Origin of the sequence: Bradyrhizobium sp. B025, assembly GCF_042257955.1 — a bacterium.
Classification (GTDB): domain Bacteria; phylum Pseudomonadota; class Alphaproteobacteria; order Rhizobiales; family Xanthobacteraceae; genus Bradyrhizobium; species Bradyrhizobium diazoefficiens.
Genome location: NZ_CP170150.1, coordinates 4,567,708 through 4,582,240, shown reverse-complemented (window position 1 = coordinate 4,582,240; position 14,533 = coordinate 4,567,708). Strand labels below are relative to the sequence as shown.

The following is a 14,533-nucleotide window of genomic DNA, read 5'->3' as shown; positions in this document are numbered from 1 at the left end:
TCCTCCATCGCTCCTATCAGGGCTGACAGAAATCGCCTCCCGCATCATCGTCGGCGCAAGTCGCGATCAGCGACGAATTGCGCAAACAGCAAACATCGGGAGTGATCAATGAACAAGGTGGAATTCCTCAGCGTCACCAAAGTTCCCTTCGCCGAACGCTACGACAACTTCATCGGCGGCAAGTTCGTCGCGCCGATTTCGGGCAAATATTTCGACAATGCCTCGCCGGTGAACGGCCAGATCGTCTGCAAGATCGCACGCTCCGACGCGCAGGACGTCGAAGCTGCGCTCGACGCGGCGCATGCCGCCAAGGCCGGTTGGGGGAGCACCAGCGTCGCCGAGCGCGCCGCGATCCTGAACAAGATCGCCGACCGCATGGAAGAGAATCTCGAGCGCCTCGCGATCGCCGAGACCTGGGACAACGGCAAGCCGATCCGCGAGACCCGCGCCGCCGACATCCCGCTCGCCATCGACCACTTCCGCTATTTCGCCGGCGTCGTCCGCGCCCAGGAAGGCTCGATCGGCGAGATCGATCACGATACCATCGCCTATCATTTCCACGAGCCGCTCGGTGTGGTCGGCCAGATCATCCCCTGGAACTTCCCGCTGCTGATGGCCTGCTGGAAGCTCGCGCCTGCGCTCGCCGCCGGCAATTGCGTCGTGCTCAAGCCCGCCGAGCAGACCCCGGCCTCGATCATGGTCTGGGCCGAGATCATCGGCGACCTGCTGCCGCCCGGCGTCCTCAATATCGTCAACGGCTTTGGCCTCGAAGCCGGCAAGCCGCTGGCCTCGAGCCCGCGCATCGCCAAGATCGCCTTCACCGGCGAGACCTCGACGGGCCGGCTGATCATGCAATATGCCAGCCAGAACCTGATCCCGGTCACGCTGGAGCTCGGCGGCAAGTCGCCGAACATCTTCTTCAAGGACGTCACCGCCGAGGACGACGACTTCTTCGACAAGGCGATCGAAGGCTTCGTCATGTTCGCGCTGAACCAGGGCGAGGTCTGCACCTGCCCGAGCCGGGCGCTGGTCCACGCCGACATCTATGACCGCTTCATGGAGCGGGCGCTGAAGCGCGTCGCCGCGATCAAGCAGGGCGACCCGCGTGCGGCCGACACCATGATCGGTGCACAGGCCTCGGGTGAGCAGCTCGCCAAGATCCTCTCCTATATCGACATCGGCAAGCAGGAGGGCGCCAAGGTGCTGGCGGGCGGTGGTCGTGCCGAGCTCGGCGGCGATCTTTCGGGCGGCTTCTACGTCCAGCCGACGGTGTTCGAGGGCCACAACAAGATGCGAATCTTCCAGGAGGAGATCTTTGGTCCCGTCGTCTCGGTCACGACCTTCAAGACCGACGAGGAGGCGCTCGCGATCGCCAACGACACGCTCTACGGTCTCGGCGCCGGTGTCTGGAGCCGCGATGCCAACCGCTGCTACCGCTTCGGCCGGGCGATCCAGGCCGGCCGGGTCTGGACCAATTGCTACCATGCCTATCCCGCGCATGCGGCGTTCGGCGGCTACAAGCAGTCGGGCGTCGGCCGCGAGACCCACAAGATGATGCTCGATCACTACCAGCAGACCAAGAATCTCCTGGTCAGCTACAGCCCGAAGAAGCTTGGCTTCTTCTGATCGGAACAGGAGCGGGCGGCGCCGTTCTGGCGCCGCTCGTTCCGGTAAACGGGATCTGGCCCGCACGGCGTTAGATTTGTTGCCTGATCAGCGCCAAAGATTTTCCAATATTTCGATCACGTTGCAGTGCGGCATAATGAATGTCGTGTCATGCCGCCGCGGTGCTTTCCAAGGGTGTTTGACTTGGGTTAGAGAGGACGAAAGTTTTCTCTGACCCGGAATTCCCATGGCCGCACCCAAGAAAGCCGCCGCAAGCGCTCCACAGGACAAGACCAACGGCGGTTCGCCCCCGGAATTCACCAGGGAGCAGGAGCTCAAGGCGCTCCGCGACATGCTCCTGATCCGCAGGTTCGAGGAAAAGGCCGGCCAGCTCTACGGCATGGGCGCGATCGGCGGCTTCTGCCACCTCTATATCGGCCAGGAGGCCGTGGTGGTCGGCATGCAGATGGCTCTCAAGGAGGGCGATCAGGTCATCACCGGCTATCGCGACCACGGTCACATGCTCGCGACCGGCATGGACGCCAACGGCGTCATGGCCGAGCTCACGGGACGCCGCGGCGGCTATTCCAAGGGCAAGGGCGGCTCCATGCACATGTTCAGCAAGGAGAAGCACTTTTACGGCGGCCACGGCATCGTCGGTGCCCAGGTCTCGCTCGGCACGGGTCTGGCCTTCGCCAACAACTATCGCGGCAACGGCAATGTCAGCGTCACCTATTTCGGCGACGGCGCGGCCAATCAGGGCCAGGTCTATGAGAGCTTCAACATGGCGGAGCTCTGGAAGCTGCCGGTGATCTATGTCATCGAGAACAACCGCTACGCCATGGGCACCGCGGTCTCGCGCGCTTCCGCGCAGCAGGACTTCTCCAAGCGCGGCGCGTCCTTCAACATCCCCGGCCTGCAAGTCGACGGCATGGACGTCCGTGCGGTGAAGGCTGCGGGCGACGAGGCCGCCGCCTGGTGCCGCGCCGGCAAGGGGCCGATGATCCTGGAAATGCAGACCTACCGCTATCGCGGCCACTCGATGTCCGACCCTGCAAAATACCGCACGCGCGAGGAGGTCGAGAAGGTCCGCCACGATCAGGACCCGATCGAGCAGGTGCGCAACCGCCTGTTGACCGCCAAGGTCAGCGAGGCCGATCTCAAGGCGATCGACGCCGAGGTGCGCGATATCGTCAACGCGTCTGCCGACTTTGCCCAGCATGATCCCGAGCCGGATGCCGCCGAGCTCTGGACCGACGTTTACCGCTGAACGCGCGCAAGCTTTCTTTTGGAGCCGATATGCCAATTCAAGTGCTGATGCCCGCGTTGTCGCCCACGATGGAAAAGGGCAACCTCGCCAAATGGCTGAAAAAAGAGGGTGAGGCCATCAAGTCCGGCGATGTCATCGCCGAGATCGAGACCGACAAGGCGACCATGGAGGTCGAGGCGACCGACGAGGGCACGCTCGGCAAGATCCTGATCCCCGAAGGCACCGCCGACGTCGCCGTCAACACGCCGATCGCGACGATTCTTGCCGACGGTGAGAGCGCCGCTGATCTCGCAAAGGCGCCCGCGCCGGCCCCGCAGCCGAAGGCCGCCGAATCCGCAGCCCCTGCCGCCGCAAAGGCCGAGGCACCCGCGCCCAGGGCTGCGCCGTCCGCACCGCAAGCCGTCGCCGAGCCCGATCCGGAAGTGCCCGCGGGCACCGAGATGGTGACGCAGACCATCCGCGAAGCGCTGCGCGATGCCATGGCCGAAGAGATGCGCCGCGACGCCGACGTCTTCGTGATGGGCGAAGAGGTTGCCGAGTATCAGGGCGCCTACAAGGTCACCCAGGGCCTGCTCCAGGAATTCGGCGCCAAGCGCGTGATCGACACACCGATCACCGAGCACGGCTTTGCCGGCATCGGCGTCGGCGCCGCGATGACCGGGCTGAAGCCGGTCGTCGAGTTCATGACCTTCAACTTCGCGATGCAGGCGATCGACCAGATCATCAACTCCGCCGCCAAGACGCTCTATATGTCCGGCGGCCAGATGGGGTGCTCGATCGTGTTCCGCGGCCCGAACGGCGCCGCCGCGCGCGTCGCCGCTCAGCACAGCCAGGACTATTCATCCTGGTATTCGAACGTCCCGGGTCTCAAGGTCGTCGCGCCATTCTCGGCCGCGGATTACAAGGGCCTGCTCAAGGCCGCGATCCGCGATCCCAATCCGGTGATCTTCCTCGAGAACGAGGTGCTCTACGGCCACACCGGCGAAGTGCCGAAGCTCGACGACTTCGTGATCCCGATCGGCAAGGCGCGCATCGTGCGCTCCGGAAGCCACGTCACAATCATCTCCTGGTCGAACGGCATGACCTATGCGCTCAAGGCCGCCGACGAGCTCGCCAAGGACGGCATCGAGGCCGAGGTGATCGACCTGCGCACGCTGCGCCCGATGGACACCGAGACCATCGTCAACTCGGTCAAGAAGACGGGGCGCGCCGTCACGGTGGAAGAGGGCTGGGCCCAGAGCGGCGTCGGCGCCGAGATCGCCGCGCGGATCATGGAGAACGCCTTCGACTATCTGGACGCGCCTGTTGCGCGCGTCTCCGGCAAGGACGTGCCGATGCCCTATGCCGCGAATCTGGAGAAGCTCGCGCTGCCGTCGGCGGCGGAAGTCGTCGAGGCCGCCAAAGCCGTCTGCTACAGGTAGACCATGGCGGGCCCGAAGGAGCAGCCACTGCCACCCGACGTCATGACCCGCGAGGACGCGGTCGAGATCCTGCGCGTGTTCGTGCTGGACGGCGGGCTGTCGATGGCGTTCCAGCGCGCCTTCGAGGAACCCGACATGTGGGGCCTCTTGCTCGTCGATCTTGCCCGTCACGCCGCGCGCGCCTATGCGCGCGAGAGCGAATATACCGAGGAGGACGCGTTGAGCCGGATCCTCGAGATGTTCCAGGCCGAGATCGAGCGCCCCACGGACACCGGCACCACGACGCCGCGCGGGAAGGGGCACTGACAGTGGCGATCGAATCCTATCACTTCGATTTCATGCTGGAGGCGATCCGCGAGGCGGAGGCCTCGATCGCGCAGGGCGGCCTGCCGATCGGCGCCGTGCTGACGCGCGACAACCAGATCATCGCCCGCGGTCACAACAACCGCGTGCAGGAGAACAACGTGATCCTGCACGGCGAGATGAGCTGCCTGCGCGAGGCCGGCGCGATCACATTCCACGACACCGTCATGTACACCACGCTGTCGCCATGCTCGATGTGTGCCGGCGCGCTCGCTCTGTTCAAGGTGAAGCTGGTGGTGATCGGGGAATCCGTCACCTTTCCGGGCTCCAAGGACATCCTCGACAAGTTCGGCATCCCCTGGATCGACCTTGCCGACGACCGCTCCATCACCATGATGAAGAATTGGCGTTCTATCCCGGCCAATGAGCGCCTCTGGCAGGGCGACATCGGCAACTAAACCTGGTCTGTTCGTCTTCGCTGTCGGAGACGACGTTTTGCAAAGTTCTTCTTGAGGTCAGCATGCCCATCAACATCCTGATGCCCGCTCTCTCGCCGACGATGGAGAAGGGCAACCTCGCCAAGTGGCTGAAGAAGGAAGGCGACAAGGTCAAATCCGGCGATGTCATCGCCGAGATCGAGACCGACAAGGCGACCATGGAGGTCGAGGCCATCGACGAGGGCACGATCGCCAAGATCCTGGTGCCCGAAGGCACGCAGGACGTCCCGGTCAACGACGTCATCGCCGTGCTGGCCGGTGAGGGCGAGGATGTGAAGGCCGCTGGTGCCGCCAAGCCCAGCGCCTCCGCCGCGCCGCCGAAAGCCACGGATGCTCCCGCTGCTGCGCCAGCTCCCGCGACAGCACCTGCTGCGCCCAAGGCTGCACCGCCGCCCGCCGCCGCACCCGCGCCGCAGGCTGCCGCACCGGCTGCTCAGAGCAACGGCCATGGCGGCCGCGTGTTCTCATCGCCGCTGGCGCGACGTCTGGCCAAGGACGCCGGCATCGACGTGTCGATGGTGACAGGCACTGGCCCGCACGGCCGCGTCGTCGCCCGCGACGTCGAGCAGGCCAAGTCCGGCAAGGGCCTCAAGGCGCCCGCCGCGGCGCCGTCATCCGCGCCCTCGATCGCGCCGACCATGTCGGACAAGCAGATCCTGTCGCTGTTCGAGCCCGGCTCCTACGACATCGTCCCGCACGACGGCATGCGCCGCACGATCGCGCAGCGCCTGACTGCGTCGATCCAGAACGTCCCGCATTTCTACCTCACCATCGACTGCGACATCGGCAAGCTGCTCGCCGCGCGCGAGGAGATCAATGCGGCGGCTCCCAAGGACAAGGAGAAGAAGCCGCTCTACAAGATCTCGGTCAACGACTTCGTCATCAAGGCGATGGCGGTCGCGCTCCAGAAGATCCCGAACTGCAATGTGAGCTGGACCGAAAGCGGCATGGTCAAGCATCACCATTCCGACGTCGGCGTTGCCGTGGCGATGCCCGGTGGCCTGATCACGCCGATCATCCGGAAAGCGGAGACCAAGACGCTCTCCACCATCTCCAACGAGATGAAGGACTTTGCCGCGCGCGCCCGCTCGCGCAAGCTCAAGCCCGAGGAATACCAGGGCGGCACCACCGCCGTGTCCAACCTCGGCATGTACGGCATCAGCCACTTCACCGCCGTGATCAACCCGCCGCATGCCACCATCCTCGCGGTCGGCACCAGCGAAGAACGGCCCGTGGTGCGGAATGGCAAGATCGAGATCGCGCACATGATGAGCGTGACCTTGTCGTGCGATCACCGCGCCATCGACGGCGCGCTCGGCGCCGAGCTGATCGGCGCGTTCAAGCAGCTCATCGAAAATCCGGTCATGATGATGGTCTGAGATGGCGCATGCGGACGCGCTGGCCCTGGATCTCAATGGTGATCTCGCTGGTGTTGACGCTCAGCCCGATCGGCCGCGACATCATTGAATCTGCCTTCTTTGCCGGAGAGAGACTGTCGCGCGACATCTGGAGACCCATTGCGCTGGTGATCATCGCCGTCATGGCGGCGGTCATCCTCGCGGAATGGCTAATCAGAATTTACATCCTCAATCGCCGCGCCCGCGGCGCAACGACCGCTTGAGTTGAACGGGAGCCGCCATGGCCGATACATCCTTCGACATCATCATCATCGGCTCCGGTCCCGGCGGCTATGTCACCGCGATCCGCGCCGCCCAGCTCGGCTTCAAGGTCGCGATCGTCGAAAAGTCCTACCTCGGCGGCATCTGCCTGAACTGGGGCTGCATCCCGACCAAGGCGCTGCTGCGCTCCGCCGAGATCTATCACTACATGCAGCACGCCAAGGATTACGGCCTGTCGGCCGAGAAGGTCTCGTTCGACCCGAAGGCTGTGGTGCAGCGCTCGCGTGGCGTCTCGAAGCGTCTGAATGACGGCGTCGGCTTCCTGATGAAGAAGAACAAGGTCAGCGTGATCTGGGGCGCTGCCTCGATCGACGCGCCCGGCAAGGTCACCGTGAAGAAGTCCGACGTCGAAGCGCCGAAGGGCGCGCTGGGCGAGGGGACCTACCAGGCCAAGCACATTATCGTCGCGACCGGCGCGCGGCCGCGCGTGCTGCCGGGGCTCGAGCCCGACAAGAAGCTGATCTGGACCTATTTCGAGGCGATGGTGCCGGAGCGGATGCCGAAGTCGCTGCTGGTCGTCGGCTCCGGCGCGATCGGCATCGAATTCGCCTCGTTCTTCCACACCATGGGCTCTGACGTCACCGTGGTCGAGGTGCTGCCGCAGATCCTGCCGGTCGAGGACGCCGAGATCGCCGGCCTTGCGCGCAAGCGTTTCGAAAAGCAGGGCATCAAGATCCTGTCCTCGACCAAGGTGACGAAGCTCGAGAAGAAGGCCGACAGCGTCGTCGCCACCATCGACGACGGCAAGGGCAAGCCTGTGACCACCGAGTTCGAGCGCGTGATCTCGGCGGTCGGCGTCGTTGGCAACATCGAGAGCCTCGGCCTCGAAAAGCTCGGTGTCAAAACCGATCGCGGCTGCATCGTGATCGACGGTTACGGCAAGACCAACGTCCCCGGCATCTACGCCATCGGCGATGTCGCGGGCCCCCCGATGCTGGCGCACAAGGCCGAGCATGAAGGCGTGATCTGCGTCGAGGCGATCAAGGGCCTGCATCCGCATCCCATGGACAAGAACCTGATCCCGGGCTGCACCTATTGCCAGCCGCAGGTCGCCTCGGTCGGCCTCACCGAAGCCAAGGCCAAGGAGAACGGCCGCGAGATCCGCGTCGGCCGCTTCCCCTTCGTCGGCAACGGCAAGGCCATCGCGCTCGGCGAGGACCAGGGCCTGGTCAAGGTGATCTTCGACAAGAAGACCGGTCAGCTCCTCGGCGCCCACATGGTCGGCGCCGAGGTCACCGAGCTGATCCAGGGCTATGTCGTCGCCATGAATCTGGAGACGACCGAAGAAGAGCTGATGCACACGGTTTTCCCGCATCCGACCCTGTCGGAGATGATGAAGGAAGCCGTGCTGGATGCGTATGGGCGAGTGTTGAATATTTGAGGGAAGGGGGACTGCGGCGTCGAGGGCGCTCTGAGCAGTCCCGTCATCCTGAGGTGTGAGGCCGGCGGTGCGGAGCACCGTTGGCCGAGCCTCGAAGGATGAGCGGCCGAGATGCAGCCGGTCTCGTCGCCCTTCGAGGCTCACCATACGGCGCGATGCGCCGCATGGCTCGCGCCTCAAGGTGACGGATCACGTAATGAACGGAACAGAACAAGAAGAGGGCCAACCCATGCACGACAACGACAACCTCACCATCGAACGCCCGACCTTCGTCACCCATCTCGAATGCGCGATGGAAGGCGATCACTACGCGGCCGACCAGGTCCACAACCTCTCGAAAGCCGGCAAGCCGCTGCTGGTGCGCTACGACCTCGCGGGCGTGAAGAAGGCGCTGACCAAGGATGCGCTCAAGGAACGCCCCGCTGACATGTGGCGCTATCGCGAGCTGCTGCCGGTGCGCAAATGCAAGGACATCGTCTCGCTCGGCGAGGTGACGACGCCGCTGATCCGGCTGCCGAAGCTCGGAAAAAAGCTGGGCGGCGGTGAGATCATCGTGAAGGATGAGGGACGCCTGCCGACCGGCTCGTTCAAGGCGCGCGGTCTGGTGATGGCGGTGTCGATGGGCAAGGCGCTCGGCATCAAGCACATGGCGATGCCGACCAACGGCAATGCCGGTGCGGCGCTCGCGGCTTACGCGACCTCCTGCGGCATCAAGACCACGATCTTCTGCCCGGCCGATACGCCGGAAGTGAACGTCAGCGAGATCGAGCTCCAGGGTGCGACCGTCTACCGCGTCAACGGCTATATCGACGATTGCGGCAAGATCGTCGGCGAGGGCAAGGCGAAGGTCGGCTGGTTCGACACCTCCACGCTGAAGGAGCCGTACCGCATCGAAGGCAAGAAGACGATGGGCCTCGAACTCGCCGAGCAGCTCGGCTGGGACGTGCCCGACGTGATCTTCTATCCGACTGGCGGCGGCACTGGCCTGATCGGCATGTGGAAGGCCTTTGACGAGCTCGAGAAGATCGGCTTCATCGGTTCGAAGCGCCCGCGCATGGTCGCGGTGCAAGCCTCCGGGTGCGCGCCGATGGTGCGCGCCTTCGATGCCGGCACCGAGCATGCGACGCGCTGGGAGGACGCCCACACCATCGCGTCCGGCATCCGCGTGCCGCAGGCGATCGGCGATTTCCTGATCCTGCGCGCGGTGCGCGAGAGCAAGGGCTTTGCCATCGCGGTCGACGACGACAAGATCTCGGCGGCGCTGAACGAGGTCGCGCGCGAGGAGGGGCTTTTGCTGTGCCCCGAGGGCGCCGCGACCTACGCCGCTTACAAGGAAAGCCTGGCCGACGGCCGCGTCAGCAAGACCGACCGCGTGATGTTGTTCAACTGCGCGACCGGCCTGAAATACCCGCTGCCGCCGGTCACCCGCACGCTCGATCGTCACAAGCCGATCGATTTCTCGCAGTTCTAGAAATCTCTCCCTCTCCCCGTTCTTACGGGGGCGCGACGAGCTTTGCTCGCGCTGGGAGGGTTGGGGTGAGAGGCCTGCTTCCGCGCGAACACGGTGGCAGATGGGCTCGCGGAGGCTCCCGCTGACCCAATTGCTTCGCAATTCGACCTCTCCCCGCAAGCGGGGCGAGGTAAAGAAAAACAACAATGACATTGCTGGGGAGAACACAATGACGAAGGCCGTCTGGGCCGGGCTGATCGGTATTCTCGCTCTTACCGGCGCTGCGCGCGCCGACGACTATCCCTCGCATCCTATCACCATCATCGTTCCCTTCGCGGCCGGCGGCCCGTCGGATGCGATGGCGCGCGTGCTCGCCGAACGGATGCGGACGACGCTCGGCCAGCCCCTGGTGATCGAGAACGTCACCGGCGCCGGCGGTTCGATCGGCGTCGGTCGCGCCGTGCATTCGCCGGCAGACGGCTACACCATCTCGTTTGGCCATCTCGGCACCCATGTGGCCAACGGCGCCGTCTACAAGCTCAACTACGATCTCGTCGCCGATCTCGAACCGGTGGTGTTGTTGCCGAGTAACCCCATGATCGTCGTCAGCAAGAACGCGGTCCCGGCGACGTCGCTGAAAGAGCTTTTGGACTGGCTCAAGTCGCGGCCGTCGGCGGCAACCGCCGGCACGGCCGGTGCGGGCTCCGGCAGCCACATCGCCGGGGTCTATTTCGAGAGTGTCAGCGGCATCAAGCTGCAATACGTGCCGTATCGCGGCACTGCGCCCGCGCTGAACGATCTCATCGCGGGCCAGATCGACGTCATCGTCGACCAGACCTCCAACTCCATCAACCAGGTCCGCGCCGGCACCATCCGTGCCTACGCCGTCACCGACGACAAGCGCCTGTCCTCGGCGCCCGACATCCCGACCGCGGAGGAGGCGGGCCTGAAAGGCTTCCACATGACGCTGTGGTCGGGGATGTGGGTGCCGAAGGGCACGCCGAAGGAGATCGTGACCAAGCTCAACGCCGCCGCCGTGGAGGCCCTGAACGATCCCGCCGTGAAGAAGCAGCTCGAAAGCCAGGGCCTGGAGATGACGCCGCAGGATCAGCTCACCCCTGAAGCCCTCGGCGCCCGCCAGAAGGCGGAGATCGCAAAATGGTGGCCGATCATCAAGGCGGCGAATATCAAGGTGGATTAGAGCACCTTGCCGCTTCGTATGTCGCCACGACAACGAGTAGCCGCGGCCTGAGGGGCAGGCGCGGCCGCGTTACAACTTGGCTTCATCCGCCCCCGTCAGGGCCGCCTCCAGACATTGAAGCAGCTTCGGCGTGGAAAACGGCTTCGCGAGAAAGCAGGTCGCGCCGGCCTTCAGCGCGCGGTCGCGCACGGCCTCGTCGGGAAAAGCCGTCATGAAGATGAAGGGCGTAATGCGCCCGAGGCTGCGCATATGCGTCAACAGCTCGACACCGCTCATGGCCAACATCTGCACGTCGGCGATTACGCAGGAGGTCGTGTCCAGTTCGGCGGATTGAAGAAATTCGTGAGCGGAACCAAAGGTGTAGACCGTGTATCCGCGCGACGTCAGGAGGTTGTTCGTCGCAAGGCGAACGGAGGGATCATCATCAATGACGGAAATGATCGAGGGCACTGACAATATGATCGCTCCTGAACGGGGAGCCGCCGGGCACGGTTCAGCCGCTTACGGAAAGTGGGCCCCCGGAGCGGGATTGGAAAGCATACTTAGGTTTGCAGGTGACCCCTGTTGCGCGGGATTCCAAGCGCGTCGGTCATTCTGACGAGATCGGCCAATGACTTCGCCCCCATTTTCCGCATGATCTGCCCGCGATAGATCTTCACGGTGATCTCGGCCAATCCAAGTTCGGCGGCGACCTGTTTGTTCATCAGGCCGGATGCAACCAGGGCGAGCACGTCGCGCTCGCGCGCTGTCAGCCCCTCGAAACGGGATCGCACGCCCGAGATCGACTTCTCGGCATCGCGCCGCCTGCGATCCCGTTCGATCGCTGCCTGCACCGCATCCAGCATGTCCTGGTCGCGCACCGGCTTGGTCAGAAAATCGACGGCACCGCTCTTCATGGCTCTCACGGTCATGGGAATATCGCCATGACCGGTGATGAAGATAATGGGCGTGTGAATATTGGCCTTGGCGAGGTCCGCCTGGAGGTCGAGGCCGCTCGATCCTGGCAGACGGATGTCGAGCACGAGGCAACTGGGGACCGCAGGCGGTTGGGCTTCCATGATCTCCGCCGCCGAACTGAAGGCCTCGACCTTAAGGCCGACCGATTGAAAGAGATTGGTCAGCGCGCGGCGCATCGACGGATCATCATCGACGATCCGGACGATCGGGTCACCTGCGCTCGCCTGGGCCTGCTTGGCATTGTCGGTCACGACGTGTCCTTGTGCGGCAAGGGCAGGGCGATCTGGAATGTTGCACCGCTCCCCTCATTTTGAAGGGCCGAAAGCCGGCCCGCGTGAGCCTCGATGATCGATCGGCAGATCGAGAGTCCCATCCCCAGACCGCCCGACTTCGTCGTGAAGAAGGGGGTGAAGATGCGCTCCTTTACGTCTTTGCCGAGGCCGACACCGCGATCCGTCACGGTGAGGAGCAGGCGGTCGTCATCGTCGTCGTCGTCCGTCAGGCTCGAGCGGATCGCCAGTTCGCGCGGGTGGTCGACATTGGCTTGCATGGCTTCGATGCCGTTCATCACCAGGTTGATCAGCACCTGCTGGAGCTGGATCCGGTCGCCGCAAATCCTCGGCAGGTCGGACGCCAACTCCATCCGCACCGACACCCCATGGGTCGCGAGCTCGCGCCGAACGAGCGCCACCGCCTCCCGGACGACTTGGTTGATGTCGAGTGAAACCACTTCGATCTCGGTTTTCTTCGCGAGCGCCCTGATCCGGCGGATCACCTCGCTGGCCCGATTGGCGTCCTCGACAATCCATTCTGCGGAACGGCGCGCGGCCTTCAAGTCGGCGGGTTCGCGATCGAGCCAAGCGATGCAGGCGTCCGCATTGGAGATCACGGCGGCAAGAGGCTGGGTGATTTCGTGGGCAATCGAGGCGGTAAGTTCGCCAAGCGTCGTGACGCGCGTGACATGGGCGAGCTCGGCTTGTGCCTTGCGCAGCGCATCTTCAGCCTGCTCCGCGCGGATCGCCGCCGTTACATCGCTGCTGACGCCTCGATAGCCGAGAAAATGACCGTCCGCGTCATGTAAGGGCTTGCCGCTGGTGCGCACGTAAATTGGAGAGCCGTTGCGATCCCTGCCGCGGTAAACCAGATCGCGGAACGGGAGGTGGGCGTCGAGCGTCGCGCGATGCTGCTCCCACTTTCCGGGCTCGAGCTCGGCATCGGGCGGAATGTCCCACCGCGTCAGGCCGATCAAGGCCGTCGGCGCAGCACTGGCCGGATCGGAGTGTTCCGATATCTTCGTGATACGGTGATCCGGCCCGGTCTCCCAAAACCAGTCCGATGCGGTTTCAGCATAGTCGCGGAATCGCTGCTCGGATGCCTTGAGCTCGTCAAATGCCCTTTGAAGTGCTTCTTTTGCGGCGACCTGCTCGGTGACGTCCACGTGGGTACCGATAATTTCCGTCACTTCGCCGTCGCTGCCGACGACGGGATGTCCCTCGGTATGAACTCGTCGTATCGAGCCGTCCGGGCGCGCAATGCGAAAGTCAATTTCGAAGGGCTTCCTTCGCCGGAGGGCCTGACGTTCCACCTCGATGATCCGCTGGAAATCCTCGGGGAGGATGCGTTCCTGGAAAGCCCGTGCCGGTACATCGATCTGGTTCGGCTCAAATCCGAACAGGCGGTAGAGTTCAGCCGAACGGTATGCAAACTCCTGACGGCGCACATCCCAGGCCCAGCTGCTTGTATGGCTGAGCCGCTGGGCCTCGGCCAGATAGGCCTCGCTGCGACGCAGCCGCTGTTCGGCCTCCTTTGCAACCGTGACATCAGTGACGCCCCCGACAAGCTCGATGCACCCGGATCCGTGTCTCAGCGCGCGCGCCACGGAATGGAGATATTTGATTGATCCATCCGGCATCAGCAGGCGATACTCATGGTCGAAATCCTCTGCTCGTCGGGCGGCCCGATCGAGCGTCCTGCTGACCGCATCGCGATCTTCCGGATGGATGCGCTGGAAGACGAAATCCAAGGTCGGCTTCACCGCCGGGTCGCACTGGAAGATGCGAAAGGTTTGCCTTGACCAGACGATCGCGCCTGTCGCGACGTCCAGGCCGAAGCTGCCGGTGCGGCTCAGTTCCTGCGCCTCTGCGAGGTAGGCTTCGCTCTGCCGCAGCGCATCCTCCGCTTCCTTGCGCTGGGTGATATTTTCGCAGGCGACCAGCACGATCGGCGTTCCGTCGCCGCGCAGCATCGCCTTGGCGTTCTCACGGACCCAAAGGACTGAGCCGTCCTTCCGGAACTTGCGAATCTCCCAGGTATGCGACTGGTCCAGGGTTTCCAGGCACAACGCTACGCATCGACGGACGGCGTCGTGGTCCTCCTCGAAGAAGACGTTGAGCACGGACTGGCCAATCAGCTCGGCCGGCGTGTAGCCCAGTTGTGCGGCGCCGAACGTATTGACGTTGAGCACTGTTCCGGCCGGATCGACCATGAAATACATGACCGGATTGTGCTCGAATACCTCACGCCACTGCTTCACGGCGTCGCGTAGATCGGCGGTGTCTTGCTGCGAGTCATCTGCGACCGCGGACGCGTCCTTCTCGCCGTTGCCGAACGATCGAAGCGCGGCAAGGCCGCCGAGCAGGAATTGTGCTGCCGAATTCCCAAATTTCGCGATCTGGCCAGGCATCATCGCAGGCGTCCCGGCTCGCTGAGGCCAAAGCAAGTAGAGCACTTTGCAACAAGGGGAGCAATTCCTTCCGACTAAAGTGGAAT

At 64.0% G+C, this 14,533-nt stretch carries 13 protein-coding genes; 10 read left to right on the top strand and 3 right to left on the bottom strand.

Going from position 1 to position 14,533, the window contains the following annotated elements:
- The first annotated feature begins 108 nt into the window (after positions 1-108).
- From adh to ACE10W_RS21145, 10 genes are all read left to right on the top strand, one after another.
- Positions 109-1,626 carry an aldehyde dehydrogenase gene (gene adh, locus ACE10W_RS21190; RefSeq protein WP_110116126.1) on the top strand — a complete coding sequence of 506 codons (1,518 nt, stop codon included), beginning with the start codon at positions 109-111 and terminating at the stop codon, positions 1,624-1,626.
- A gap of 226 nt (positions 1,627-1,852) precedes the next feature.
- Entirely contained in the window at positions 1,853-2,875 is a 1,023-nt protein-coding gene (gene pdhA, locus ACE10W_RS21185; protein WP_011087551.1) for a pyruvate dehydrogenase (acetyl-transferring) E1 component subunit alpha, read from the top strand.
- Between the two features lie 29 nt (positions 2,876-2,904).
- On the top strand, positions 2,905-4,296 hold the full coding sequence (locus ACE10W_RS21180; protein WP_028171819.1) for a pyruvate dehydrogenase complex E1 component subunit beta: 1,392 nt from the start codon (positions 2,905-2,907) through the stop codon (positions 4,294-4,296).
- Positions 4,297-4,299: 3 nt separating this feature from the next.
- The gene (locus ACE10W_RS21175; RefSeq protein WP_008142223.1) at positions 4,300-4,602 is read left to right on the top strand and encodes a DUF5076 domain-containing protein; all 303 of its coding nucleotides are present in this window, start codon (positions 4,300-4,302) and stop codon (positions 4,600-4,602) included.
- A 2-nt stretch (positions 4,603-4,604) separates the two neighbouring features.
- The gene (locus ACE10W_RS21170) at positions 4,605-5,057 is read left to right on the top strand and encodes a nucleoside deaminase (protein WP_027548267.1); all 453 of its coding nucleotides are present in this window, start codon (positions 4,605-4,607) and stop codon (positions 5,055-5,057) included.
- A 62-nt stretch (positions 5,058-5,119) separates the two neighbouring features.
- The gene (locus ACE10W_RS21165) at positions 5,120-6,475 is read left to right on the top strand and encodes a pyruvate dehydrogenase complex dihydrolipoamide acetyltransferase (RefSeq protein WP_011087547.1); all 1,356 of its coding nucleotides are present in this window, start codon (positions 5,120-5,122) and stop codon (positions 6,473-6,475) included.
- An 8-nt stretch (positions 6,476-6,483) separates the two neighbouring features.
- The gene (locus tag ACE10W_RS21160; protein ID WP_375761889.1) at positions 6,484-6,717 is read left to right on the top strand and encodes a hypothetical protein; all 234 of its coding nucleotides are present in this window, start codon (positions 6,484-6,486) and stop codon (positions 6,715-6,717) included.
- A 17-nt stretch (positions 6,718-6,734) separates the two neighbouring features.
- Complete coding sequence (gene lpdA, locus ACE10W_RS21155; RefSeq protein WP_060912350.1) at positions 6,735-8,156, top strand: dihydrolipoyl dehydrogenase; 1,422 nt, start codon at positions 6,735-6,737, stop codon at positions 8,154-8,156.
- A gap of 229 nt (positions 8,157-8,385) precedes the next feature.
- Positions 8,386-9,627 (top strand): threonine synthase, encoded by a 1,242-nt coding sequence (locus ACE10W_RS21150; protein ID WP_028171821.1) that lies wholly within the window; start codon positions 8,386-8,388, stop codon positions 9,625-9,627.
- A 208-nt stretch (positions 9,628-9,835) separates the two neighbouring features.
- Entirely contained in the window at positions 9,836-10,807 is a 972-nt protein-coding gene (locus ACE10W_RS21145; RefSeq protein WP_304546681.1) for a tripartite tricarboxylate transporter substrate binding protein BugD, read from the top strand.
- A gap of 69 nt (positions 10,808-10,876) precedes the next feature.
- On the opposite strand, the gene ACE10W_RS21140 is transcribed toward ACE10W_RS21145, so the two are convergent.
- The 3 genes from ACE10W_RS21140 to ACE10W_RS21130 all read right to left on the bottom strand — a co-directional run bounded on the left by ACE10W_RS21140 (position 10,877) and on the right by ACE10W_RS21130 (position 14,450).
- On the bottom strand, positions 10,877-11,263 hold the full coding sequence (locus ACE10W_RS21140) for a response regulator (protein ID WP_038967233.1): 387 nt from the start codon (positions 11,261-11,263) through the stop codon (positions 10,877-10,879).
- An 86-nt stretch (positions 11,264-11,349) separates the two neighbouring features.
- Entirely contained in the window at positions 11,350-12,015 is a 666-nt protein-coding gene (locus tag ACE10W_RS21135; RefSeq protein ID WP_011087542.1) for a response regulator transcription factor, read from the bottom strand.
- A complete protein-coding gene (locus ACE10W_RS21130; protein WP_375761888.1) occupies positions 12,012-14,450 on the bottom strand; it encodes a PAS domain S-box protein in 2,439 nt (812 codons plus the stop codon). The genes ACE10W_RS21135 and ACE10W_RS21130 overlap by 4 nt, the downstream gene beginning before the upstream one ends.
- Between the last annotated feature and the right edge of the window lie 83 nt (positions 14,451-14,533).

Bases quoted from the DNA above. Each gene is read 5' to 3' on its own strand.
- adh (WP_110116126.1), top strand. From the start codon at position 109: ATGAACAAGGTGGAATTCCTCAGCGTCACCAAAGTTCCCTTCGCCGAA.
- pdhA (WP_011087551.1), top strand. From the start codon at position 1,853: ATGGCCGCACCCAAGAAAGCCGCCGCAAGCGCTCCACAGGACAAGACC.
- ACE10W_RS21180 (WP_028171819.1), top strand. From the start codon at position 2,905: ATGCCAATTCAAGTGCTGATGCCCGCGTTGTCGCCCACGATGGAAAAG.
- ACE10W_RS21175 (WP_008142223.1), top strand. From the start codon at position 4,300: ATGGCGGGCCCGAAGGAGCAGCCACTGCCACCCGACGTCATGACCCGC.
- ACE10W_RS21165 (WP_011087547.1), top strand. From the start codon at position 5,120: ATGCCCATCAACATCCTGATGCCCGCTCTCTCGCCGACGATGGAGAAG.
- ACE10W_RS21160 (WP_375761889.1), top strand. From the start codon at position 6,484: ATGCGGACGCGCTGGCCCTGGATCTCAATGGTGATCTCGCTGGTGTTG.
- lpdA (WP_060912350.1), top strand. From the start codon at position 6,735: ATGGCCGATACATCCTTCGACATCATCATCATCGGCTCCGGTCCCGGC.
- ACE10W_RS21150 (WP_028171821.1), top strand. From the start codon at position 8,386: ATGCACGACAACGACAACCTCACCATCGAACGCCCGACCTTCGTCACC.
- ACE10W_RS21145 (WP_304546681.1), top strand. From the start codon at position 9,836: ATGACGAAGGCCGTCTGGGCCGGGCTGATCGGTATTCTCGCTCTTACC.
- ACE10W_RS21130 (WP_375761888.1), bottom strand. From the start codon at position 14,450: ATGATGCCTGGCCAGATCGCGAAATTTGGGAATTCGGCAGCACAATTC.